18 protein-coding genes and 1 tRNA gene are annotated in these 22,727 nt (G+C 44.4%); 5 read left to right on the top strand and 14 right to left on the bottom strand.

The window, feature by feature from the left end:
- Nucleotides 1–123: 123 nt before the first annotated feature.
- Entirely contained in the window at nucleotides 124–963 is an 840-nt protein-coding gene (locus H6F56_RS03265) for an Npun_R2479 family HD domain-containing metalloprotein (RefSeq protein ID WP_190665417.1), read from the bottom strand.
- A 519-nt stretch (nucleotides 964–1,482) separates the two neighbouring features.
- Here H6F56_RS03265 and H6F56_RS03260 point away from each other — a divergent pair.
- Together H6F56_RS03260 and H6F56_RS03255 are read left to right on the top strand one after the other, a co-directional pair.
- Nucleotides 1,483–1,554 (top strand) — tRNA-Gly (locus H6F56_RS03260).
- Between the two features lie 115 nt (nucleotides 1,555–1,669).
- Entirely contained in the window at nucleotides 1,670–2,395 is a 726-nt protein-coding gene (locus H6F56_RS03255) for a hypothetical protein (protein WP_190665416.1), read from the top strand.
- 1 nt (nucleotide 2,396) lies between these two features.
- Here the strand turns inward: H6F56_RS03255 and H6F56_RS03250 are convergent, their stop codons facing one another.
- The 4 genes from H6F56_RS03250 to H6F56_RS03235 all read right to left on the bottom strand — a co-directional run bounded on the left by H6F56_RS03250 (nucleotide 2,397) and on the right by H6F56_RS03235 (nucleotide 8,593).
- The gene (locus H6F56_RS03250) at nucleotides 2,397–5,171 is read right to left on the bottom strand and encodes a PAS domain S-box protein (RefSeq protein WP_190665415.1); all 2,775 of its coding nucleotides are present in this window, start codon (nucleotides 5,169–5,171) and stop codon (nucleotides 2,397–2,399) included.
- Nucleotides 5,172–5,574: 403 nt separating this feature from the next.
- A complete protein-coding gene (locus H6F56_RS03245) occupies nucleotides 5,575–7,611 on the bottom strand; it encodes a diguanylate cyclase domain-containing protein (RefSeq protein ID WP_190665414.1) in 2,037 nt (678 codons plus the stop codon).
- Nucleotides 7,608–8,216 (bottom strand): chemotaxis protein CheC, encoded by a 609-nt coding sequence (locus H6F56_RS03240; RefSeq protein ID WP_190665413.1) that lies wholly within the window; start codon nucleotides 8,214–8,216, stop codon nucleotides 7,608–7,610. Before H6F56_RS03240 ends, H6F56_RS03245 begins: the two co-directional genes overlap by 4 nt.
- Nucleotides 8,213–8,593, bottom strand: coding sequence for a response regulator (locus tag H6F56_RS03235; RefSeq protein WP_190665412.1), 381 nt, complete (start codon nucleotides 8,591–8,593; stop codon nucleotides 8,213–8,215). Before H6F56_RS03235 ends, H6F56_RS03240 begins: the two co-directional genes overlap by 4 nt.
- 263 nt (nucleotides 8,594–8,856) lie before the next feature.
- On the opposite strand from H6F56_RS03235, the gene H6F56_RS03230 reads away from it, so the two are divergent.
- The 3 genes from H6F56_RS03230 (at nucleotide 8,857) to hpsP (ending at nucleotide 12,856) form a co-directional block, all read left to right on the top strand.
- Nucleotides 8,857–10,182, top strand: a complete 1,326-nt coding sequence (locus H6F56_RS03230; RefSeq protein ID WP_190665411.1) for a retropepsin-like aspartic protease — start codon at nucleotides 8,857–8,859, stop codon at nucleotides 10,180–10,182.
- A gap of 147 nt (nucleotides 10,183–10,329) precedes the next feature.
- Nucleotides 10,330–11,496, top strand: coding sequence for a hormogonium polysaccharide biosynthesis glycosyltransferase HpsO (gene hpsO / locus H6F56_RS03225; RefSeq protein ID WP_190665410.1), 1,167 nt, complete (start codon nucleotides 10,330–10,332; stop codon nucleotides 11,494–11,496).
- A 187-nt stretch (nucleotides 11,497–11,683) separates the two neighbouring features.
- Nucleotides 11,684–12,856, top strand: a complete 1,173-nt coding sequence (hpsP, locus tag H6F56_RS03220; RefSeq protein ID WP_190665409.1) for a hormogonium polysaccharide biosynthesis glycosyltransferase HpsP — start codon at nucleotides 11,684–11,686, stop codon at nucleotides 12,854–12,856.
- Here the strand turns inward: hpsP and H6F56_RS03215 are convergent.
- The 9 genes from H6F56_RS03215 to rfbC form a co-directional block, all read right to left on the bottom strand.
- Entirely contained in the window at nucleotides 12,853–13,410 is a 558-nt protein-coding gene (locus H6F56_RS03215) for a GNAT family N-acetyltransferase (RefSeq protein WP_190665408.1), read from the bottom strand. The two genes, hpsP and H6F56_RS03215, sit on opposite strands and share 4 nt — an antisense overlap.
- A gap of 166 nt (nucleotides 13,411–13,576) precedes the next feature.
- Nucleotides 13,577–14,557, bottom strand: coding sequence for a hormogonium polysaccharide biosynthesis glycosyltransferase HpsN (hpsN, locus tag H6F56_RS03210; RefSeq protein ID WP_190665407.1), 981 nt, complete (start codon nucleotides 14,555–14,557; stop codon nucleotides 13,577–13,579).
- Nucleotides 14,558–14,595: 38 nt separating this feature from the next.
- Nucleotides 14,596–16,266: a hormogonium polysaccharide biosynthesis protein HpsL gene (gene hpsL, locus H6F56_RS03205; protein WP_190665406.1), complete on the bottom strand. Its 1,671-nt coding sequence runs from the start codon at nucleotides 16,264–16,266 to the stop codon at nucleotides 14,596–14,598.
- A gap of 174 nt (nucleotides 16,267–16,440) precedes the next feature.
- Complete coding sequence (glmM, locus tag H6F56_RS03200) at nucleotides 16,441–17,934, bottom strand: phosphoglucosamine mutase (RefSeq protein ID WP_190665405.1); 1,494 nt, start codon at nucleotides 17,932–17,934, stop codon at nucleotides 16,441–16,443.
- A gap of 133 nt (nucleotides 17,935–18,067) precedes the next feature.
- Complete coding sequence (locus H6F56_RS03195; protein ID WP_190665404.1) at nucleotides 18,068–19,141, bottom strand: glycosyltransferase family 4 protein; 1,074 nt, start codon at nucleotides 19,139–19,141, stop codon at nucleotides 18,068–18,070.
- The gene (locus H6F56_RS03190; protein WP_190665403.1) at nucleotides 19,123–19,992 is read right to left on the bottom strand and encodes a glycosyltransferase; all 870 of its coding nucleotides are present in this window, start codon (nucleotides 19,990–19,992) and stop codon (nucleotides 19,123–19,125) included. The genes H6F56_RS03195 and H6F56_RS03190 overlap by 19 nt, the downstream gene beginning before the upstream one ends.
- Nucleotides 19,989–21,062, bottom strand: a complete 1,074-nt coding sequence (locus H6F56_RS03185) for a glucose-1-phosphate thymidylyltransferase (RefSeq protein WP_190665402.1) — start codon at nucleotides 21,060–21,062, stop codon at nucleotides 19,989–19,991. Before H6F56_RS03185 ends, H6F56_RS03190 begins: the two co-directional genes overlap by 4 nt.
- Nucleotides 21,063–21,134: 72 nt before the next feature.
- Entirely contained in the window at nucleotides 21,135–22,022 is an 888-nt protein-coding gene (gene rfbD, locus H6F56_RS03180) for a dTDP-4-dehydrorhamnose reductase (protein WP_190665401.1), read from the bottom strand.
- 80 nt (nucleotides 22,023–22,102) lie between these two features.
- Nucleotides 22,103–22,654: a dTDP-4-dehydrorhamnose 3,5-epimerase gene (gene rfbC / locus H6F56_RS03175; RefSeq protein ID WP_190665495.1), complete on the bottom strand. Its 552-nt coding sequence runs from the start codon at nucleotides 22,652–22,654 to the stop codon at nucleotides 22,103–22,105.
- Nucleotides 22,655–22,727: the final 73 nt, after the last annotated feature.

The following is a 22,727-nucleotide window of genomic DNA, read 5'->3' as shown; positions in this document are numbered from 1 at the left end:
ATCTGGAGTGAGGGTGAGTTCGGGGCAGAGGTTTGACGATTGGCTAGCAGCATGGGGATAGGGAGAAGGGAAAAACTTTTAAGTTGCTTGTTGCTTCTCCCTTCTCGTTTTGCCGCTAGCTATTTATTCATCATCTAGCTTTTCGTGCTCAACGACAAATACATTTGAGTAGAGGTTAGCAATCACTTGTTTACCTTGCTGCGTCAGCGATAAATAATGAAGCGCATCTTTGACATAAGGATGAACTCCATTCCAGTAAAATTTGGGATAGTTTTTCCGCAGATGTCCGGGATGGCTGTAACCCAAATATTTATTGGTGCCGGTTTCTTCAAATTCATAGAATAAGGCACTAATTTTTTTCAGGTATCGCGGATCGCTGAGTTGACCGATGAGGTCGGCTGCGCGAACTAAGCCGGGATAATTGATGGTATCTTGATGATCTTCTTTTTTTGGCACCGGGAAACGCGTCAGTTCTATGTTGCGTTTGATCACCTCAGAATCAATTAATTTGTGACCACCAAAGCGCTCATCAATAAACAGTTTTGCACGGTCTACATGATAAGGCGTCAGGCCGGCATCTGAAGATCCGGGGGGCAAACAAACCATCGTCCCATCTTGCCCTGTGGCATACACTCCATCTTGATCTTGCCGGCAGACGCCTTTTACATAACCAATGTCATGGCAAACCAAAGAGATAATGAAGTGCAACCAGTCTTCGCAAGAAACTCCACCTTCCCGGATGTGTTTACCGCGCAAAAGTTCTTGCCCGACGAGGGCGACCATTATTGTGTGTTCTACATTGTGATACAGGGCATCGCTGTTGGCAATGTTTTCCAAAGCCATGCCCCCAGCCCAAGCAATAATGTCTTCGTAATCTGGCCTATAGCCTCCGTAGGTGCGGCGGTAGCCGTCCCGAAGCTTGTCTACAAAGGTGTCAATCAAAAGTTCAGTGGCGTTGAACATACTTGCTACTCGCTTATGCTGAATGCAATGCGTTTGGGATGGAAAATTACGCAGAAATTTGTTTAAATGTCAAGCATCAGCAGTGAGAAACACGGTCAAAAATTGAGACCAAGTGTTCGGGCTGATGATTCGAGTGCATTGGGAACCGCGTATCTGAACCATAAGTATTTAGGCTGGGGAAAATGTTCAGATAGAACATTTGGCTCAACAACATCATTTTGTTGCTCTCATGACCGTATTTTAAGGTTCAATGCTTGGAAATCACCACTTCTTCATCCCCCTCAAGGAGTAAAAAAAGCGAGCAGCCTCAAGTTTAAGGGGAGTATTTTCTAGCAGAAAGTGGGATAATCTGCGCTTCTGCTTCTGTACTTCGCTTGTGGCAATCTTTCTGCACTCTCAACTTCTGCCGGCTCTCCAGTCAAGAATGGGGCAATGCCGGTGAGAAAATCATGATATAATCCTTATCTAGTTTGAAGTTATCCCGGTCGAGCCGGTGAAAATGGTAACAAATTACTTGATGCGGGCGTAATTCAGTGGTAGAATGTCAGCTTCCCAAGCTGAACGTCGTGGGTTCGAGTCCCATCGCCCGCTTTAATCCCTACATTTATCGCGGTTTGCAGCAGATTGGCGGTGAGTTAACGCTGGGTGCAGAAATTTCTTAAAAATCCGATCTTCTATTTAACGGTATTTCAAGTTTCAAAAAATTATGCATTCCCAGAAAACTCGGTTTTTTATGGGGCTAATTTTAGGAGTCATTCTAGTTAGCCTTTCAGTCCTGATCCCTCAATTTGAGAGTGTAGCCAAAAACGACCGCAGTGCAACGGGAGATGTTTCTGCTTTTATCAAAGCCGGCTGTGTGCAAGAAGGAGAGAGTTTAAATTGTTCCAAAATTAACTTGGAAGAAAAGTTTTCTTGTGAAAAGATAATTCCCCCCTCAGACGCGTTGAGTAGGTTATCTCCGGCTTTGCCGATTGCTGAATGCACATTTATTAATAGAAATGCCTCGACAACAACCGAAGGAATATCGCGGAAAGGTTGCAGATTGCCCTTATATAATAAGTATATTGTCTTAACGGCTGACAGTCAGTTTAAAGAGATTGGAACGAAAGAAGCGTTTCAAAAGTTGTTCGCGCCGGTGGAGAAACCAGAAGAGGCTTTAAGTTTTGCAGTCGCTTTAACGCAATCTTATCCCAGATACAAGATCACTGTGCCGAAAGAGTTTCGAGTTTTTGTCCCTAAAATTAAAGATACTTTTGTCAAAAAGATAGCGAATGGGTATCAAGTCCATCTGTTTGACTATCAAGTATGTGGTTGCGGCCCACACCCACATTATACAGTGGATTATACGGTGACTAAAACAGGGGAAGTGACAGAAACATCACGAGAAAAAATTTATGAAGATCCCAAGCAAGATGGGCTATGTGTGGATTAGCTTAAGAACCTGATAATGATTGAGCTTGCCGTACCGGAATGTCAATTAAGAACTCTGTTCCCATGCCGGGTTTCGACTCACACTTCAGCGTTCCTCTGTGTTTTTCCGTTATAATTTCGTAGCTAATTGCTAACCCCAAGCCGGTTCCCTGACCGATTGGCTTGGTTGTGAAGAAGGGATCAAAAAGACGCGCCTTAACGTCTTCTGTCATGCCAGGGCCATTATCTGAAATACTCACAGTAACAGTATCGGGGCTTTGCCTTTCAGTCCGAATCGTAATTGTGCCACAATTATTCTGATTTCCTCTAGCAGAAGCCTGATTGCTGTTTTGATCGAGTGCGTCAATGGCATTGGTGAGAATGTTCATAAATACCTGATTTAATTGCCCGACATAACACTCTACCAAGGGCAAATTTCCATAATTTTTAATCAGTTCAATGCCGGCACTATCTGACTTAGCCTTGAGCCGGTTTTGCAAAATTAATAGGGTGCTGTCAATTCCTTCGTGAATATCAACTTCTTTCATGTCGGCTTCATCCAGCCGCGAAAAATTCCGTAGGGAAAGGACAATCTGACGAATCCGATCTGCCCCCACTTTCATAGAAGACAGCATTTTAGGCAAGTCTTCAACAAGAAAATCAAGATCAATGGCTTCAGTTTCCGCTTCGATGTCAGCCGGCGGCTTGGGATAGTGCTGCTGGTACAGATTCAGCAAGTTGAGCAAGTTTTGAGTATATTCATCAGCGTGGACAAGATTCCCGTAAATGAAATTAACGGGATTATTAATCTCATGAGCAACCCCTGCTACTAATTGACCTAAACTAGACATTTTTTCAGTCTGTATTAATTGGGATTGGGTCTTTTGTAATTGATGTAAAGTTTGCTCCAATTGTTGGGCTTTTTCTCGTTCGCGGACTTCCGATTCTCGCAAAGCATTCAGTGCCTGCTTGCGTTCAGTAATATCACTGTTAATTTCCAGCATTGCTATAGGTTGCCCCAATTCATCCCGTTGCAAAGTCCAGCGGCTTCCCACGATGATTTTCGTACCGTCAAGCTTGGTGTGAATCAGTTCACCTTCCCATTGCCCTTCACGCAGAAATATCGCTAATACTTCCTCGATGGGTTGGGGAAAAACTGTTTGCAAGAAAGTATGGATATACTGCCCCGACACTTCTTGTTTTGTCCAACCGTACAACTGTTCAGCACCCTGATTCCAATAAACGATCTGGTCATCCAAACTCCGAATAATGATGGCGTCACTCGCTAAATCCAGTATTTGCATATTCTGTCGCAAAGCTTCTTCAGCTTGTTTGCGTTCGGTGATGTCTTCAATCGTTGTTAAAATGCCGATAACTTTCCCTTCCATATCATGAATCGGCAATCGATTAATATCTAGCCATATTTCATCACCATCAGCTTGTATTCTGCGTTGAATATCGTGCAGTTCTGGCCGATTCAGCTCCATTACCCGGAGATCTTGTGCTGTGAATTCGTCTGCCACTTCCTGAGACCATAAATCATAATCTGTCTTCCCAACAATTTTTTCTGGGCTGCTAATCCCAACAATTTCACACCAATTTTGGTTGCAACCTAAGTAAACCGAATTGCGGTCTTTCCAAAGAATAGATTGGGGAATATTATCGAGTACCAGTTGCAGCAGTTCCGCGCCTTTACGAATTTCTTCAGAGCGGACTCTATAGCTGATATCGTTACCAAATGCAACAATTTCGATTAAGTTATTATTTTCATCAAAACGATATAGAGATTTCCAAGTAATTGTTCGTTTTTCCCCACTCCGACTTGTTAAAACCATCTCGCTGTCGCGCAAATTTTCCCGCTCATAACTCCCAAACAATTCCTGAATTTGTTGAGAGTCATTACCCAACTTGAATTTTTGTGCCCAGTTCTGCCCAACTAATTCTTCAGATGAATACTCTGTAATCTGTGCAACAGCCGGATTGATAAATTTTGTTACTCCATCGGGCGTTACCCCCAAAATCATTGCTGGAGTTTTTTGAATAATAAAAGCTGTATAATCGCGTTCCTTTTGGAGAGTTTCTTCTGTTTGGTTACGGTCTTTAATCTGCAAATAAATTATATTGTAAATCCAGAAAACAATTCCTATGTTCAATAATATTCCGACAGAAAATGTAATGATAGCTCTGTTGGCAGCAGTTTTTGCTTGCTGTTGTTGCTGCTTTAATAATTGTTTATGTTCATTTTCTAAATCATTAACAATTTCTCGAATTTGATCCATTATTTGTTTTCCCTCGTTCATGGCGACGACTTGCATTGCCGGCCCAAATCCCTGCTCTCTGCGTAACTCAATTGTCTGCTTTAATTCCGCTAATTTACTGTTAACTAAAGACTCTAAAAGCCTTAAGCTTTGCTGTTTGTTAAGAGTGTTATTCCTCAAAGACTGGAGAGTTTCAACTTCTTTGAAAACACTGGAAGTAGCAGAAATATAGGGTTCTAAATATGACTCATTTCCTGTTATTATGTAGCCCCGTTGCCCTGTTTCTGCGTCTTTCATTTGAGAAAGGACGTTATCAAGCTGTTTAATAACTGCAAACGTTTCGTCCAATGACTCATTTGTTTTAACAAGTTGGGTAATGCTCTGGTAACAGACTCCCCCAATGACGATTAAAGTAAAGGTTGCCAATCCTAAGCCGCCAACAATCTTCTGCAAGAATTGTTTACGAACTTTTTGAATCTCCTGTCGCTCAGCGGGTGTTTGTCCTAGATTAGTTAGATAGTTTGGTAGTATTGCTTTCATGATTCTTTTCTTGTTTTTACTGATGTGGAAGTAATTAATCCTATTTAAAAAAAGCTACTAATTCAGCAAATTCATGAATATTTTAGAGTGAATTTTTTGAGGAAAATACTTAAAAACTTTTAGTTTAATTTAAAAATTAAGCTCTTAAAGTTTTCATTGAAAGTAAATTAAATTGAAAAAACCGAGGAGACAGTGAATTTAGGGTATTTCTCAATTTAAAAATTATATCTTATAAAATCAAGATTTGTTTAAAACTATTAAATGTTTCAAAAAAAGCTAGTATTTGTACTATTATTTTTTTATCGGTAGAATTACGGAATATTTTTTCAGTAAAGAGAAAATGAGTTTTCAGAGAAGTATAAGAGTGCTTTATTTTGCTAGCAATTTTTTGAAAATTCCTGTCTTAAGCTTGAGCAACCCACATCCGATCCCGCCCTTCTGCTTTCGCTTGATAGAGCGCTTTATCAGCTATGGCGATCAGCATTGCCGGCGTGCGATCATGTTGGGGAATCGTGCTAGCTACACCCATACTTACGGTGACATACTGACTCACTTGAGAACCACTATGAGGGATTCGCAAATTATTCAATTTCGAGCGAACTTCCTTTGCCACACAAGCCGCGCCTGTAACATCTGTGTGGGGTAAAACTAAAGCAAATTCTTCTCCTCCATAGCGAGCAACTAAATCAGCAGTCCGCTGGCCGGCATCACGAATAGCTGCCGCCACCAACCGCAAACAATCATCACCGGCTTGATGACCGTAAGTGTCATTATAGCTCTTGAAAAAATCCACATCACACAAAATTAAAGAGAGTGGCTCTTGCTTGCGTGCCAGTTGCCGCCATTCAAACTCTAAATATTCATCAAACCGGCGGCGGTTAGCAAGCTGAGTCAACCCATCTGAAGTTGCTAAGCGTTGCAACTCTTCATTCGCAGCTTGCAATTGTTCATAAAGTTCTGCTTGTTGAATAGCAATCGCAACTTGAGTCGCTAATTGCTTAAGTAAATCAATTTCTAAAGGCTGCCACTGCCGAGAACCGCTACAGTGATGAGCGATTATCAAACCCCATAATTCAGGTGCTGAAGTGATGCGATGATGAGGTAATAAATCAACCTCTTCTCGCTCTTGAATGCTTTTGTAGTTGCACTGTTCGCTTAAACCTTTTTCCCATTCTTCTTGACTCTTAACTCCTTGTAAAATTGGAACCGTTAAATCGGCTATCACCTCAAACGGCTTCAATAGATCGATATAACATTGAGATAAATCAGCCGTGTAAATATTTTCAATCGCTCGGATGCGACCTTGTTGATAAAGTTGGGTATAAGTTTGTGCAAAACAGGGATCATAAATTTCTTTTCCCAATAGCGGCGTCCAATTAGATCCGACCGATTCGACGATTACCACTCCCTTATCAGGTGATTGCCAGCGGAAAAAGACCACCCGATCAGTCTGAAGAAACTGCCGAACTTCTCTCACTGTGGTATTCAGAATTTCCTGAAGATTAAGAGACTGGCGAATGTGCTGAGCGATCACTCTGATCAGACGCTCCCGTTCATTTTGCTGGCGTACTACCTCCTCCGCCCACTTGTATTCTGTGATATCTTGAGCGGTTCCAAGAATCTGTTTAGGCACACCCTCATCTGTTCGGCTAAACACTAACTCCCGACCGCGAAGCCAGCGCCATTCCCCAGAGCGATGCTTCATGCGATATTCTAACTCCATGACCTCACCATCCTGCATCATGATGAGTTTTCCCTGGTGTGCCGGCAGTCGAGTTAAATCCTCAGGATGCATTAAGTTGAAAAATAACGCCTGTCCCATTTCTTGAACTTCTTCAGGTGTATAGCCTAGTATTCCAGTAATTTGATGATTTGCATAAACATTCTGCTGTTCAACTAGGTCATAAATGTACATTAAATAAGGAATTGCATCTGCCATTTTTTGAATAAAATGCTGGCTAGATCGTAGTTCCTGTTCTACTCGCTGACGTTCCTTGACTTCATCTACAGCCTGATCCCGCATGGCTCTATAATCTTTTATTCTGTGGGTCAGATCCGTGACATCCTGAATAACGATCAGTCCGTAAAACCCTTTTCCCAGGAGAGCCGGCACAGCAGTGACTGTTGATTCTTGAATGCGACACTGACCGTCTAGCATGGGGGCGGGAATCAAATACTTATGGATATGGGCAGAAAAGATAGCTGGGGGACTGCCGGCAAATACGAGCTTGAGGCGAGTGGTGTATTTGGGGTGATGCAAGTGAGGAAAATGATCATGGATGTTGGTTCCTAAAATTTCATTTTTAGGAATTTGTGTCCAATCTTCCAAGCAGTTGTTCCAAAACAGAACAACAAAATCTTCTCGCAGCACGCATACCCCCACCGGCACGCGATCAAGAACGCCAAATTTTTCTTCCACTTTGAGAATTTCGTTTGTCATGGCTCCCTAACAACCCGATCAATAGCAGCCAGTAAGGCATCAAAGGAAGCCACATTAAAAAGGAGGATGACATCTCCTTCAATGTGAAGTCGCTCGATAATAAAACGGGTCTGAGCCAATAAAACAACGGCTTTAGAGGTCAAACTCCCAGAATTCAGAAGCAGTTCAACCGTTCCTTCTGTGTAGGTCGGAAGTGAGTAGTCAAGACGTTGCTCAAGCACATTGCTAATTGAACCCATGACCCCATTGATCACAATGTTTCCCACTTCACTCAGCGTACCAATTTTCACTAAATCAAGGTCGGGGGTTCCCAATTCCTCGCCACTGAGCATGGCTGCCAAAAGATCGGCACTGTCTGCGGGAAAAACTAACTGAGCTAAGCCAGTAAACGAGCCGGTGAAGCCAAGCCCAACTGCAGAGATACGCTGTCCATTAACACGACCTTCAAGCTGTTGTTGTAACTCCACCGGCAACAGAATTTTCACAAAAGGAATTTGCAAGCGAATGTGAGATTCGATCATCTCATTTAAAACGCCTGCCGCTTGGCCAACCCCAATGTTGACGAGTTCCTGTAATGCATCAATTTGGTTAGCTGTCAAGTTCATGACTGGCTTTCCTCGCTGGCGCTTAAAGCGGTTTGAAGAACCTGGCGCAGTTCCTCCGGTTTGGGAGGTTTGTTAATGACTGTGAACGCACCGAGTTCTAAGCATTGTTGGCGAGTGCTTTCTTGGATGTCTGCAGTTAGCACGATGACCGGCAACCGTGACTGCTTTTCACGTAGCGCTTTGAGAACGCCCCAACCGTCCACCTCTGGCATTAACAGGTCTAGCAGGATACAGTCGATGTCTGGCCGGCTTGCAGCTATCTCCAGCCCTTGGCGTCCATTTTCAGCCTCCAGCGTCTCGTAACCTGACTGTTGTAAAATTTTGCCGATCGCCCTGCGGGTAAACCAAGCATCTTCGATAATGAGAATTAAGGTCATTTTTCCATTGCCTCCTAATAGTGCCCCGGCACTCGATTGCCGGCCTCTCCACTGAAAACTGTCTAGTGTTAAGCCTGACTGCGAGGTTAATCAATCATTGCTATTGATATTACTAATAGTTTTTTGATGGCAAGCAAATAATCCTTTTGGTGGAAAGAAAGCGACGCAGAAATCAGAACGAGAAATTCCGGCTTGTGTGTGGGGTGCTTTAGCGAAGCGCCCCGGCTGCTGAGTAAACTAACGGCTGAACCCTAACTCTGATTATGAAACTATCTTGGACTACTGCCTTAGCGATCGCCCTCGCCCCAATCTGCGGGGGAATTGCCTTAACGCCTTTGCCCAACCTAGCCCAGAACTCGCTCACCAGTCAGCGGCAGCCAGCCGCTTCAGCACAGTCGGGAAAAACTTCACCTTTGATAAGGGTGCCCTTTAAAGGTGAAAAATTCGATTCATCTGCTCAAAAAGTCGGGACAATTCCCCCCAAACTGGCACAGCAACCCAGCCCAACTCCCAGCCCAGCCCCTAGCCCAACCCCCAGCACTGCCGGCGAGGAAATTTTGCAAGAAGTGGTTGAGTGTGTTAAAACTGCTGTCCCTAGCGGACAAATACCTTCCCTAGAGCAAATTCAAGCAGCTTCTTCGCAATGTGTCTTTAAAGTGGTGATGTTAGCACCAGACGGCAGCATTCGTCCTGACGCGAATGAACGCATGATTGCTTTGGTTAAAACCACCGGCATTACACTGCCGAAACCGTCAAGTCAGGGACAAGCTTCTGTGACGCTGAAGCCGGTTGCTGAACAACAACTGTTTAGCCTCTCGGTGAGTGTCGGCGGGCAGCCTAAAACTTTTTTGCTAGATACGGGCGCATCGAATTCGATTGTGGACAGTCAGATTGCCCAGCAACTCGGTTTGCCAGCAACTCCCATTCCCCAGGAAATGCTGGCTTATATGGTTGTCGGTGACAATTGTTCTGATATTAATGCGTCTTTGCATGAGATGCCGGTGATGGCGGTTGACAAGGCGAGTGTGCAAGGGATCACCGGCATGGGACTGCCTAAAACAGCAATTCCTGGCGACGTTTCTGGGGTTCTGGGGCTTGATTTTCTCAGTGGCTTTGATATGGTGGTGAATCCTAAAAGCTTTCAACTGCAGCTTTTGCCGCCTTCTGGTGCGACTGCCGGTGTGATTCCCCTGAAAGGAAAAATGGGGGTGATGACGGCTGAAGTTGAAATCAATGGTCAAGGGCCATTTACTTTTCTGCTAGATACCGGCGCTGATGTGAGTGTGGTTTCCGATCGTTTGGCTGGTAAACTTTCCTTGGATTTGGCTAATGCTAAAGACATTGAGGTACAGGGCTTTTGTGGGACAGAAGCCGGTAAACAAACAACCTTGCCTCAATTCAGTTTACGAGAACACCAAGTTTCAAATCTTGATGCTGTGATTCTTAAGAGTGAGGTTTTGGATTTGCTGGGTGTTGAGGGGATTATTGGCCAGAACTTTTTGAGCCGGTATCAGCAACACTGGCGGTTTAGTGAGCGCAATGAATTAGGGTTTCCGAATGAGGGTAGTTTGGTTTTAACGCCTTTATAAAGTTAGGGGATTGAGCGTTGTTGTTGAATTTTGTTAGATCTCTTGCAAAAGTTGGAAATTTTGATTTTAATCACAGATGCACAAAGATAGTTTAGAAGAATTTTTAACTTTTGCAAGAACTCCCTTGTCTATTTATTCTCCCATTTTATGAGAATTTTAGTTGCCAGCCACACTTATATTGTTGACCTCAACCGTGAGAAATTGCGAATTTTAGCTAATTTGGAACCGGGGATTGAGGTGACAGTTGTGGTGCCGCGCCGGTGGAAACCAGGGGGTGTGCAAAACCAGACGGTTGAGACGCAATTTCTTGATGAAGGGTCTTTTAAAGTGGTGCCGGTTTCTAATTTTAGTAAGAATCACCAAGGACTGCTCACTTTTGGGGCTGATTTAGTTCAGCTATTGCGCCGGTTTCAACCTGATATTATTCAGGTGGAACAGGGTTCTCGTTCCCTGGCTTATGCTCAGTTAATTACGCTCAACCGGCTGCTGGGATTGAATGCAAAAAACTTGTTTTTTACTTGGTGGAATTTGCCATACCATTTAAAATGGCCGATTTCTCAATTAGAGGCTTATAATTTGCGCCACACTCACGGTTTAATTGCCGGCAATCAGGATGGCGCTGAAATTTTGCGCGGGCGTGGCTATCAAGGCGCGGTTCAAGTGATGCCGCAATTGGGTGTAGATGAAACCTTATTTCAACATCAACCTCAGACAGAATTACGCCATAACTTAAATATTCAGCCAAATGATTTTGTCGTGGGATTTGTAGGCAGATTTGTGGAAGAGAAAGGTTTACTGACTCTCGCTAAAGCTTTAACAGACTTGCAAAATTTCCCTTGGAAATGGTTATTGGTAGGGCGGGGAGAATTACAGCAAACTTTAATGGAATGGGCGACAGAAAATAACCTGCAAAATCGACTAATTTGGGTTGAAACCGTTCCTCATGACCAAGTTTACCAATATATTAACCTAATGAATGTCTTGGTTTTGTCCTCCGAAACCACTAACAAATTTAAAACTTTAACGGCTGCCGGTTGGAAAGAACAATTCGGTCATGTGCTGATCGAAGCAATGGCTTGTCAAGTGCCAGTTATCGGTTCCAATTCTGGGGAAATTCCTCATGTTATTGGAGAAGCCGGTTTAGTCTTTCCAGAAGGAAATGCAGAAGCACTAAAAAATTGCTTAAGTCAGATAATAAATCAGCCAGAATTAGCTAAAAGCTTATCACAAAAGGGTTGTAAACGAGTTAAGAAAAACTATACTAATAAAGCCCTCGCTCAGCAATTACTTGAATTTTATAAAGAGCTTATTTGAAAAATACAAAGATTAGCCTATCCATTCCAACATTTAATCCTGAAATAAATAATTTATTCTCCTTATCCTGCAAAATAGCCACTTAACTCAACCAGCAAAAACATCCATTATCAGCTGATCTCAGACACCAACCCTTAACCCATCTGCGTTTATCTGCGTTTATCTGCGGTTAAAAAATCTTCAAAATATGCGAATTCTGCAAATCATCCCTTCAATTTCTCTAGTCTACGGGGGTCCCAGTCAAATGGTGCTAGGACTTTCCGCAGCACTTGCCGGCAAAGGAATTGAAGTAACCATTCTCACCACCAATTCTAACGGAGATGTGGGTCAGCCACCGCTAGATGTACCATTAAACCGACCAGTAGAACAAAATGGTTATCAGGTGTATTATTTTCCCTGTGCTCCGTTTCGGCGTTACAAATTTTCTCTTGACTTGCTGCGTTGGCTAAGCCGGCACGCAAAAGCCTTTGATCTTGCCCATATTCATGCCTTATTTTCGCCGGTGAGTACGGCTGCGGCAACAGTGGCGAGAACTAGAAATTTACCTTATATTTTGCGTCCTTTAGGCACTCTTGATCCTGCTGATCTACAAAAGAAAAAGCAGCTAAAGCGTGTTTATGCAGCCTTGTTTGAACGGCCTAATTTAGCCGGGGCTGCTGCTATTCATTTCACCAGTCAACAGGAAGCTAAGATTTCAGAACGATTTGGTTTAATCACACAGGATTTAGTAATTCCTTTGGGAGTTAACTTTAACAAAAATAGAATTAATAATCAACAATTTAATAATTTAAAATTAACCAGCCCTTTACTGCTTTTCATGTCCAGAATCGATCCTAAAAAAGGACTAGATTTACTGTTGCCGGCTCTAGAAAAAATCCTCGCTGAAGGATTGAATTTTCACTTTATTTTATCCGGAAATAACCCCCAAGATCCTGAGTATGAGGCTAAAATTCAGAAAGAAATAGCAAACTCCTCCCTTGCCAAACACACGACAGTAACCGGCTTTGTTTCTGGTAATTTTAAAGCGGCTTTGCTAGAAAAGGCTGAGATTTTTGTTTTGCCTTCTTATTACGAAAACTTTGGAATTGCAGTAGCAGAAGCGATGGCTGCAGGAACGCCGGTGGTTATTTCCGATCAAGTGCATATTTGGGAGGATGTGCAGCAAGCAGAAGCCGGCTGGGTGTGTTCCTGTAAGGTGGCAGCGCTTACTGATACGCTAAGATTAGCGTTAAAGGATGCAAATGAGCGCGAACGGCGAGGATTAAACGCTCAGAATTATGCTTTAAAGTATTATAATTGGGAGACAATTGCCCAACAAACAATTCAAGCTTACGAGCAAATTTTAGCGAATAAAAATTAGTGAATTTTGACGTTTTCCCATTCTGGGCGCAAGAGTCCATACAAATACATATCATAGCGCTTGCCGTCGCGCTGTAAAAATTGCCGGTAGACACCTTCACGGTGAAAACCCAACTTTTCATACAAAGCAATTGCACGTTCGTTGTAGCTAAAAACGGTTAGTTGTACCCGATATAAATTCAGTTCATCAAAAGCGAATACAAGGGCAAGTTGCATAGCGTCATAACCATAACCTTTGCCCCAATTACTACGATTGCCAATTGCAATGCTCATCCAACTCACTTGATGCGTCCAGAGAATTCCTTCAAATTCAATAACCCCAATTAAATCATCGCTACTTTTACCTCGCATTGCCAAAACAAAAGCATCTGTTGCTTTGTGCCGTTCTTCTAACCATTGTGTTAGCAATTCCTCAGTTTGAGGAGTTGCTGGACGCGCATCTACCATGCGTAAAAAGTCAGCATCTTCATGCCAGCCGGCAACGGTGGTGAGATCCTTTGATGTTAAAGCAGTGAGTCGAATTCGATCACCCCGCAATAGATTTGAAAATATCATGATGCAACTGAATGTAAAGGCCGGCAGAAATTATGCAATAAATTTTTAATTTAACACTTTCTAGCTCAATAAAATTGAGACTTTTACAAATCTTTTCTCATACTTGCTATCATCTGTGGTTAAAATAATCCCTACCAAATTGCTTTTTACTCGATAGCTAGCTCACCTACACAGAATCTTGTCGGCTGTAGATTTGTCCATCATCCCAAGTCGATTGAACCACTGTAGCAAGCGCTTTTAAAAAACCGAGAGTATAGAAACCGGCTCGCACCACAGTCTTAATCAAAGAACCGCTTTTGTTGCAAGGAGGATGGCCTAAAACTTGACAATCAAATAAACGAGCAAAGAATTTCAAGCACTGAGAAGCTGTGAGATTTTTAAACCCCATTAAAAAGTGATTATGATAAAGATTAATCTGATATTGAGCTGAGCGAGTGCTGATATCGTGGCAACCGCCGGTTTCCTCACCCAAGTGAATTAAATGCGCTTCGGGTTCATACCAAATTTCGTAGCCGGTTTTGCGAAATTGCAGGCAAAAATCAGACTCTTCTCGCACCGCACTGCCCTTAAATCGCTCATCAAAACTTAAGTCAAACTCAGTAAAAACTTGCCGGCGAAACGACATATTGCAGCCTCTCGCTGAGATCACCGACTGAGGCTTTACCGTATGCACTAGGTCAATATAATACCAAGCAATGCCAGGATCTGCCGCCTCTAGAGGAAGATATTCAATCGTTAAATCCCCGCCTGAATCAGTCAGTTTCATTCGGTCAAATACCCGTCCTGCAACTGCCCCTATCGATGCTTTTTGATAGGTTCGTCCATGAGCTGCTAAAAAAGTAGCCGGCAGCCGCACATCATCATCAATAAACACAATAATTTCCCCAGACGCCCGACGCACGCCATAGTTACGAGCAGCCGGCAAACTTGCCCAATTTACCCGAAACCACTGAATTTGGCCGGCAGAGAAGAGTTGCTCTAAAAAAAGTTGCGTTTCTGGTTCATGATTCGCCGTTTGATCAACAACAAGCACTTCAAAATTTGGGTAATCTTGCTGCAATACATCTGTCAGAGTTTGTCGAAGAGGTTCCTCCCGTCCATAAGTGGGAACAATTACAGAAATTAAAGGCTCATTTACAGCTTGCATCTTCTGTCCCGAAAAAGTGGAAACTCAAAATAAGGTTTTTATGCGAATGCCGAACGCCGATTTTTTTTCAGGCGTTCTTTTCTAGCATCAAAAAGCAAATTGGGTTCGGCATCTTGAAGCTTTTCTTGCTCTTGGCGATCCAGTGCCGGCAATTTAAGAATCACGCCGGCAAAAAACCAGTAATAAACTGCAATTGGATCGGTATCTAGTGGATACCAATAAGGGTTATAACTAACAAACAAAACAAACACCCATAAACAAGCCCCAAAACTTCGTAGATTCTTATCCTTAAGAGAACGGTAAGCCTTAAAGGTAACCACACTCAAAGCTGTCACAAAAATTAGAAACGCAATCAACCCAATCGGCCCGATTTCATAAAGTAATTTAGGAAACCAAGTTTCTATTAGCTGTGTGTCACCCAAGGCACGAGCCGAGTTTGTTGCACGTCCCAAACCTTTGCCCAATAATCCTGCCTGTCCCTCAACAGTAAACTGCACTTGATTAGCAAAAAATTCTGTAGGAGGTGAAGCCTGCCAACGCTCAATAAAACTTTTGATCCGATCTTGAACAAGCTTAGGAAATATTGCCACACCAGCAGCTGCCAAAAGGCCAATTCCCCCTGCAATGGGAAGAAAACGTTTTAAGTTTGCTACTTGCCCAGTAAGAATCAGTAGAATTATAATAATTGCCGGCACTGCAATCAGGGCAATTCTTTGACCGCAAATAACTGCATTGATAATAACGGCTGCCAAAGAAGCAAAACTCGCAATTTGCCAGAGTAAAGAAGGGTCACTAAAGGCCGATCCAAAGGTTAAAAAGGTGTTAGACATCAAGAACCAAGCCCAATGCCAAGGCGAAACAAACGTTCCTGGTAAGCGGATCACATTCTCTTGAGGGGTAAAAACGAGAGACCCCCCCACTAAACACTTGGCATCTGTGGTTGCCTTAAATAATTCAGCTCCTTGTAAATTACGAGTACCTTCACACACCCCAGTTTGCAGCATTAGATACTGCAAAAAACCTAGGCTACAGCAAATCAGTGCAAGAACAACGTGCAGCCGAGTCAGGAACAGAAATTGCTGCTTATTGCGAATGAGGTAGTAACCGCACGTGATCAAGGGGACGTATCCGATAAAAACTTTTAGACCTAAAATTCCTAATAAGATGGGTTTCCCGCCAGGATTTGGAGAGAACTGCTGGGAGCCATTAACTATTATTAATGTCAAGATACAAACTGTCAGCAGAATGAGCAGGGGCTGCACCAGACCTTTAGAAATGATTAGAGGCAGCCGGCTGTGTTTCAAATGCTGAACTAAGGCCACAAGGGCTGGAAAGTAAAGCGCATCTTTAGCAAGTTGAAAGACTGCATTTCCGCCGCCTACCCAATAAGTGACGGTGCCATTAATAGGTAGGTAAATTAGGAATGCCCAAAGGGCTTGTCGGGGGTATTTAAAAGCAAGTGCTAGGGCAAGAAATCCACCGCAGCCGGCAATCGCGAGTTTTGGGCCTTTGAGGAGAAACAGCAAGATACCAATCGCAAGTGAGGCAAACACAGCGGGGGTGATTGTGTTCATCACTTCTTTGCGTTCACGCGCTGCCTGTCGCTTTAGTGCTTTTTGCTCTTTTTTACTAAGGGGGAGCTTTTCAGCCGTGGGTTGCTGTTTGGATTTCTTAGATTTCCGCTTTGATTTGGCCTTAGATTTCAGCATTGAAGAATTTTTAAGCTTTCAGCAATCAGCCCTCAGCTACCAGCTTAGTGGCATCTGAGGGCTAATGGCGAATCTAAGTTTTGGGCATTGGGCATGGGGCATGGGGGATTGGGCATTGAGCTATTAACTTAAAACTCAAACCTCAAACCTTAAACCTCAAACCTCAAACCTCCCCTAGGCGGCTAAATGCTGCTGAACGGCTAGAACTAAGTTTTCTGTCCAGTAACGGGTGAGTTCCGGGCAGGCGGCTTCTACCATGACGCGGATCAATGGTTCTGTACCAGAGGCGCGGACAAGGATTCGTCCTTGATCTCCCATTGCGTCTTGCGCTTTGGCAATGGCGGTTTGTACGGCGTCGCAATTTTGCCAGTTGAGCCGGCGTTCCCGATCTTCTACGCGCACATTCCGCAGCAATTGGGGATAGGTTTGGAAGCTTTGATCGATGAGTGATGCCAGTGTTTCACCGGCTTGTTTTACCAAGGCGGTAATGTGCAAAGCGGTTAGCAAACCGTCGCCGGTGATGCCATAGTGCCGGCATAAAATGTGGCCTGATTGCTCACCACCTAACATTGAACCAGTCCGGATCATTTCAGCTTGAACGTACTGATCGCCGACTGATGTCCGCATCAGTTGGCCACCCTGCTCTTTCCAAGCACGTTCAAAGCCTAAATTAGCCATCACGGTGGCAATAATCAAATCTCCCGGCAATTGTTGGGCTTTACGAAGGGTTTGGCCCCACAGGTAGAGAATGTAATCGCCATCAATAGGCCGGCCTTGGTTATCTACGGCTAAAACCCGATCGGCATCCCCATCAAAAGCAAACCCCATATCAGCGGCGTGTTGCCACACGGCTTTCTGTAGCGGTTCTAGATGGGTGGAACCACAATGGACATTAATTTGATTGCCGTCGGGCCGATCATGCAAACAGATTACCTCTGCGCCCATTTCTCTGAACACTGCCGGCGCGAGGTTTGCGGCAGCGCCCCAAGCTAAATCTAAAACGATTCGCATTCCCTGAAGGCTTCCCGCCGGCAGCAAGGGGCGCTGTAGAGACTCGGCATATTCGCTCACCAATTCAGGCCGGTGGTAATATTGCCCCCAACTGTAGGTGGGAATCGTTTCTGTTTTTCCTCGCAATCCGGCTTCTATTTGCTGTTGCAAGGTTGAAGATAATTTTGAACCATCGGCGCGGAAAAATTTAATTCCGTTATCCTCTGGCGGGTTGTGGCTGGCAGAAATCATCACTCCACCCACAGCCCCAGAAATGCTGGTGAGATAGGCAACGCAGGGGGTTGGGCACAATCCTAGGTTCCAGACTTCTAAGCCGGCAGAAGTTAAACCGGCAGACAAAGCCATCGCTAACATATCGCTGGAAGTTCTGGAGTCTTGTCCCAGAATAATTGGCCCTGGCATAGTGGCGTGCGATTTCAGAACTTGGCCGGCCCAGAAACCGACTTGCATCGCCAAGGGTGCAGTTAAAATATCTCCGACTCGTCCGCGAATGCCATCTGTGCCAAATAAGGCGGTTGTTGGCAATTGGCGGCCTAGCCAAACCGGATCGATTTCTGGCCGGTTGGCTGGTTGTACCGGCTTGACTGCCGGCGCTTGTGATAAGGACACGGTCGGGTTGATTAAGCCATACTGAGTCCGAGCTGGTGTTGCTACCATATTTTTAATTCACTCCACACAAACACACTCACAGTGGAGAATAACATTTCCATGAGCTATACCACTTAACCCTAAGAAAAACGAAAATCCGGATATACTTGAGTTCGGCAATGAATTAACGCGAAAAAAAGCGTTAAATATATCTTTTTAAGATTTCTGCTGTATTTTTGCCCGTTTTTGCCCAGCTAAATTGACTGGCTCTCGCTAAACCGAGTTCCCGCAGGCGCGTTCGCCATCCTGAACGGGTTGCCACTGTTACCATTGCCTCAGTAATTTCTCTGACGTTGTAGGGGTCAACTAACAATGCTGCATCCCCAACAACTTCGGGTAAAGATGAGCGCCCAGATGTAATCACCGGCGTTCCACACGCCATTGCTTCCAGTGCCGGTAAACCAAATCCCTCCCAAAGGCTGGGAAAAACCAGGGCAATTGCCTGATTCATCAACACCGGCAGTTTTTCATAGGGCACATAGCCGATAAATTTTACCTGCTCACTTAAACCCAACTCTTCAATATGCGTGGCGAGTTCAGGCGTGTAATTCCGATCGGCAGGGCCGGCTAACCACAATTCAAAATTCTTGTAATTGGGCAAAGCCGCAAATGATTCGACTAACCTATGCAGATTTTTATAAGGATCATGCCGGCCTATATAAAGGAAATAATTGCTAGTCGGCAAATCGAGAAATCGAAAGTTCTCCGTATCATAGGCTAAGGGTACGGCTGTCATTTTTTCAGGCTGAATATTGAAAAAATTTGTGACATCATTTGCCGTTGCTGTGGAGTCACAAATGATATGCTCAGCTTGCCTTAAAACCTGGGGAATGTAATGACGAAAATATGCTGTTAGCCTGGAAAACCGTTTCGGAAACCGCAAGGGTATTAAATCGTGGACGGTAACAACATAACGGCAATTAGAAAAGATAGGCGCTTCTGGAAGCGGGGAAAAGAGCAAATTCGCGTTGAGCTTTTTATAAATTGCCGGCAGTTGAAACTGCGTCCAAAGAATTCTTCGCAAATGTCCTTTTGTGCCTTGATCCGGCGTCATATCTGCCGGCACTGGATAGTAGCTATAAGGATCTACCTCTTGAGACGCCAATAACGTTGGATTTAGCGGCTGAAGTTGCGGAATAATATTATTTGCATAGGTTGCGATTCCGGTCGGCTCAGCAATCAGAAATGATAAATTAATTAGAAGTGGATTGGCCACAACGGCAGCACTCGCTTGCAATATTTCACCACACCTTTGAGTTTATTCCCTGCCAGTTTGGGTTTCACCGGCAGGGAAATCAGCGCCGATAAAAAAATCTTCGCTAGTCTAGAAAATAATACACTGGGACTCGTATGTTTTTCTAGAGCGAGGAGATAACTGTAAATACTGTGTTGCTGCTTTAAATCCGGGTGGCGGCTGGTAATTGAGGAAGGGTGGTGAATGATTTTAATGTCACAGGTAAAAACGATGAGATGTCCCTGCTTTGCATAGCGCCGGCAGAAATCAAAATCTTCATAGTAAAGAAAGTAGTCTGAGTCAAATTGAGGGCACTCAGGAAAATGCTTGAGGTTAATCAGCATACTGCATCCCGTTACCCAGTCTACCGGCACGTATGGCGAACAATCAGAGGGTAATACCCCTTCATCGGCGATAATTGTGCCCTTTTCTGGTGCAAATTGCCCCCCGGCAAACCAAACCTTCCCATTCGGTTCGTAAACACTGGTGCCGGTGATAGAAACTTCTGGGTTAGCTGCCACAAACTGGCCGGCTTTTTTGAGTGAGTTTTCTAATAATAAAGCATCAGGATTTACAATCCACACAATCGCTTGAGGCTCTTGATCGTAAACCCAATTCAGCCCTAAATTGCACGCTCTCCCAAATCCTATATTTTCGCCGGCATCCAAAATTAAGATTTCTCTACCATTCTTTAAAGAATTAATAGATAAATCAGCCGGCGAATTATTTACAATCACTATTTTGTAGAAAATATCTCTATTTTCTTGAATTGAAGTGATTAGTTTTTCAAGCAATTCAGTCGAATAATAGTTAACCGTAACCAGGTAGATCACGCCAGTTCAATTTGACAGTCATCCCCGATCATAAACCGGATCGCTTTCGGGCGGCGGGGGGCGACACCCAACTGTGCTCTCTGCCCGATTACACTATCCACAATCCGCTGGTGAATGCCGGCAATTGTCGCTTTCTGCAATATCACACTGTGTTCCAAGTCTGCCTCAATCAGAGTCACACCATCAGCAATACTGCTATAAGGGCCAATAAAGCAATTTTCTAAATAACAGTCGCTACCAATAATCACCGGCCCTCGAATTGAGGAATTAACGACTTTAGTGCCAGCGCCAATTTGTACCCGCCCAATAATTTGACTTTTCTCGTCAACTTCTCCCTCAATAGAAGGCGTGATTTGGGTATCTAAAATAATCCGATTGGCTTCGAGTAAATCATCTTTTTTACCCGTATCCAGCCACCAGCCTTCTAGGGTGCAAGCTTCTACTTTTTGCTCCCGGTCAATCAGTTTTTGAATTGCATCGGTAATTTCCAGTTCCCCACGGGCTGAGGGTTGGATATTAGCAATTGCGTCGTGAATTGTGTTTGCAAAGAAATAAATCCCTACTAACGCTAAATTAGAGGGAGGATCTTTGGGTTTTTCTATCAGTTGCAAAACCCGTCCGTTTTCATCGACTTTTGCTACCCCAAATGCGCTGGGATTGGAAACCCGACGCAACATAATCAGGGCATCCAATTGTTGCTTTTTAAAAGTATTTAAGAACGTTGTCAATTCACTTTGGATAATGTTATCTCCCAAATACATAATGAAGGGAGAATCGCCTAAAAAAGGATGGGCAACTTTGACAGCGTGGGCCAAACCAGCCGGCTGTTCTTGCAGAATATAAGTGATATTTGCCCCAAAACGTTCGCCGTTGCCAGTTTTCGTTTCGACTTCCTTGCCGGTTTCTGGGCTGATGATGATGCCAATGTCTGTAATGCCGGCGGCAACAATGTCTTCAATTCCATACCATAGAATAGGCTTATTGGCAACTGGCACTAACTGTTTTGCGCCGGTGTAAGTGAGGGGGCGCAAACGGGTTCCTTTACCACCAGAGAGAATCAGAGCTTTCATATTTTAGGGGCTAGGGATTAGGGGCTAGGGACTAGGGACTAAGAAATTCACTCAAAACTCAGAACTCAGCACTCAGGAATCAGCACTTTGGGATAGTTCTGCAAGCATCTTCCTGAGTCCCTCCCGCCAATGAGGGGGGTGGGTTCCCAGAACTGCCGTTATTTTCGCACAGGACAGGACAGAATAAGCGGGACGCCGTGCCGGTGTGGGGTATTGGGCAGTGGTAATTGGAATCACGCGTTCAACTTTTAAGGGAAAACCCAGCGCTTTTGCTTCTTCAAAAATGGCTACAGCAAAGTCATACCAACTGGCGACACCGCTGTTCGTGTAGTGATAAATGCCTGCAATTTCTGGACTTTTTTGGGAAATTAACTGAGCGATCGCACCGGCTAAATCCCCCGTCCAAGTTGGACTGCCCACTTGATCGGCCACCACCCGCAGTTCCTCACGTTCAGCACCTAAGCGCAGCATGGTTTTCACAAAATTACTTTTGCCACCAACCCCATAAACCCAAGCTGTTCTGAGGATAATCGGCTGTCCACCGGCTGCCCCGATTGCCTCTTCTCCTGCCAGCTTAGACTGACCGTAAGCCCCTAGCGGGTTCGTCGGGTCAGTTTCCAGGTAAGGCCGGCTGCTTTCGCCATCAAACACGTAATCTGTGGAAATGTGAATTAGCCTCACCCCCAACCGTTGGGCTTCTTTTGCCAAAATACCAGGGCCAGTCGCATTAATCGCCGTAGCCTGTTCCGGTTCGCTTTCCGCTTTATCCACAGCCGTATAAGCGCCGGCATTGACAATCACATCCGGCTTCAGATCGCCCACAAATTGACGAACAAGGTCTGGATCGGCTAAATCGAGGGTATCGCGACCGGCACCCGTAACGTCCGCAACTGGGGCGAGCGTGCGCTGCAATTCTTGACCCAGTTGCCCATGAATGCCGGTGATTAAAATTCGCTGCATAAAAAAGTCAACAGTAATGCGTAAATTTTTCCCAGACTGTCCTTAATCTTTAAATCCCGGCTTCATTCTACGGATAATTTTTAATGCTCAAACACCTCTGCTGTTTTGAAAGCCTTGCCGGCTTGATCTTTCGCAGATAAAATCGGCGAAGCACCATTGAGCGGCCAGTCAATCCCAATATCCGGGTCATCCCATAGGATACACCGATCGTACTGGGGCGCGTAGTATTCAGTTGTTTTGTACAGCACCTCAGCAACTTCGGAAACCGCTAAAAAGCCATGAGCGAACCCAGGTGGTATCCACAGTTGCCGGCAATTTTCGGCACTCAGCCGGCATCCCACCCATTTGCTAAAGGTGGGCGAATTTTTTCTGATATCGACTGCCACGTCGAATATTTCACCGACAACCACGCGCACCAGTTTGCCTTGCGGTTGTTGAATTTGATAGTGCAAACCCCGCAGGATATTTTGGGCGGAACGGGAGTGGTTGTCTTGGACGAACTCAGCGGTGACGCCGGTTTTTTCGGCAAAAGCCTGCCGGTTGAAACTTTCAAAAAAAAAGCCTCTGGCGTCTGAAAACACCTTAGGCTCAACAATCAAAACATCTGGAATTTCAGTGGGCAAAATATTCATTGACGCACAAGCCCTCAAGAAGGGAGTAGTAGAAAGGGAAAGTGGAGAACGAGAAAATCCCCAATTACCCATT

Origin of the sequence: Microcoleus sp. FACHB-672 (assembly GCF_014695725.1) — a bacterium.
Classification (GTDB): domain Bacteria; phylum Cyanobacteriota; class Cyanobacteriia; order Cyanobacteriales; family Oscillatoriaceae; genus FACHB-68.
This window is presented reverse-complemented; position numbering and strand designations above follow the sequence as displayed.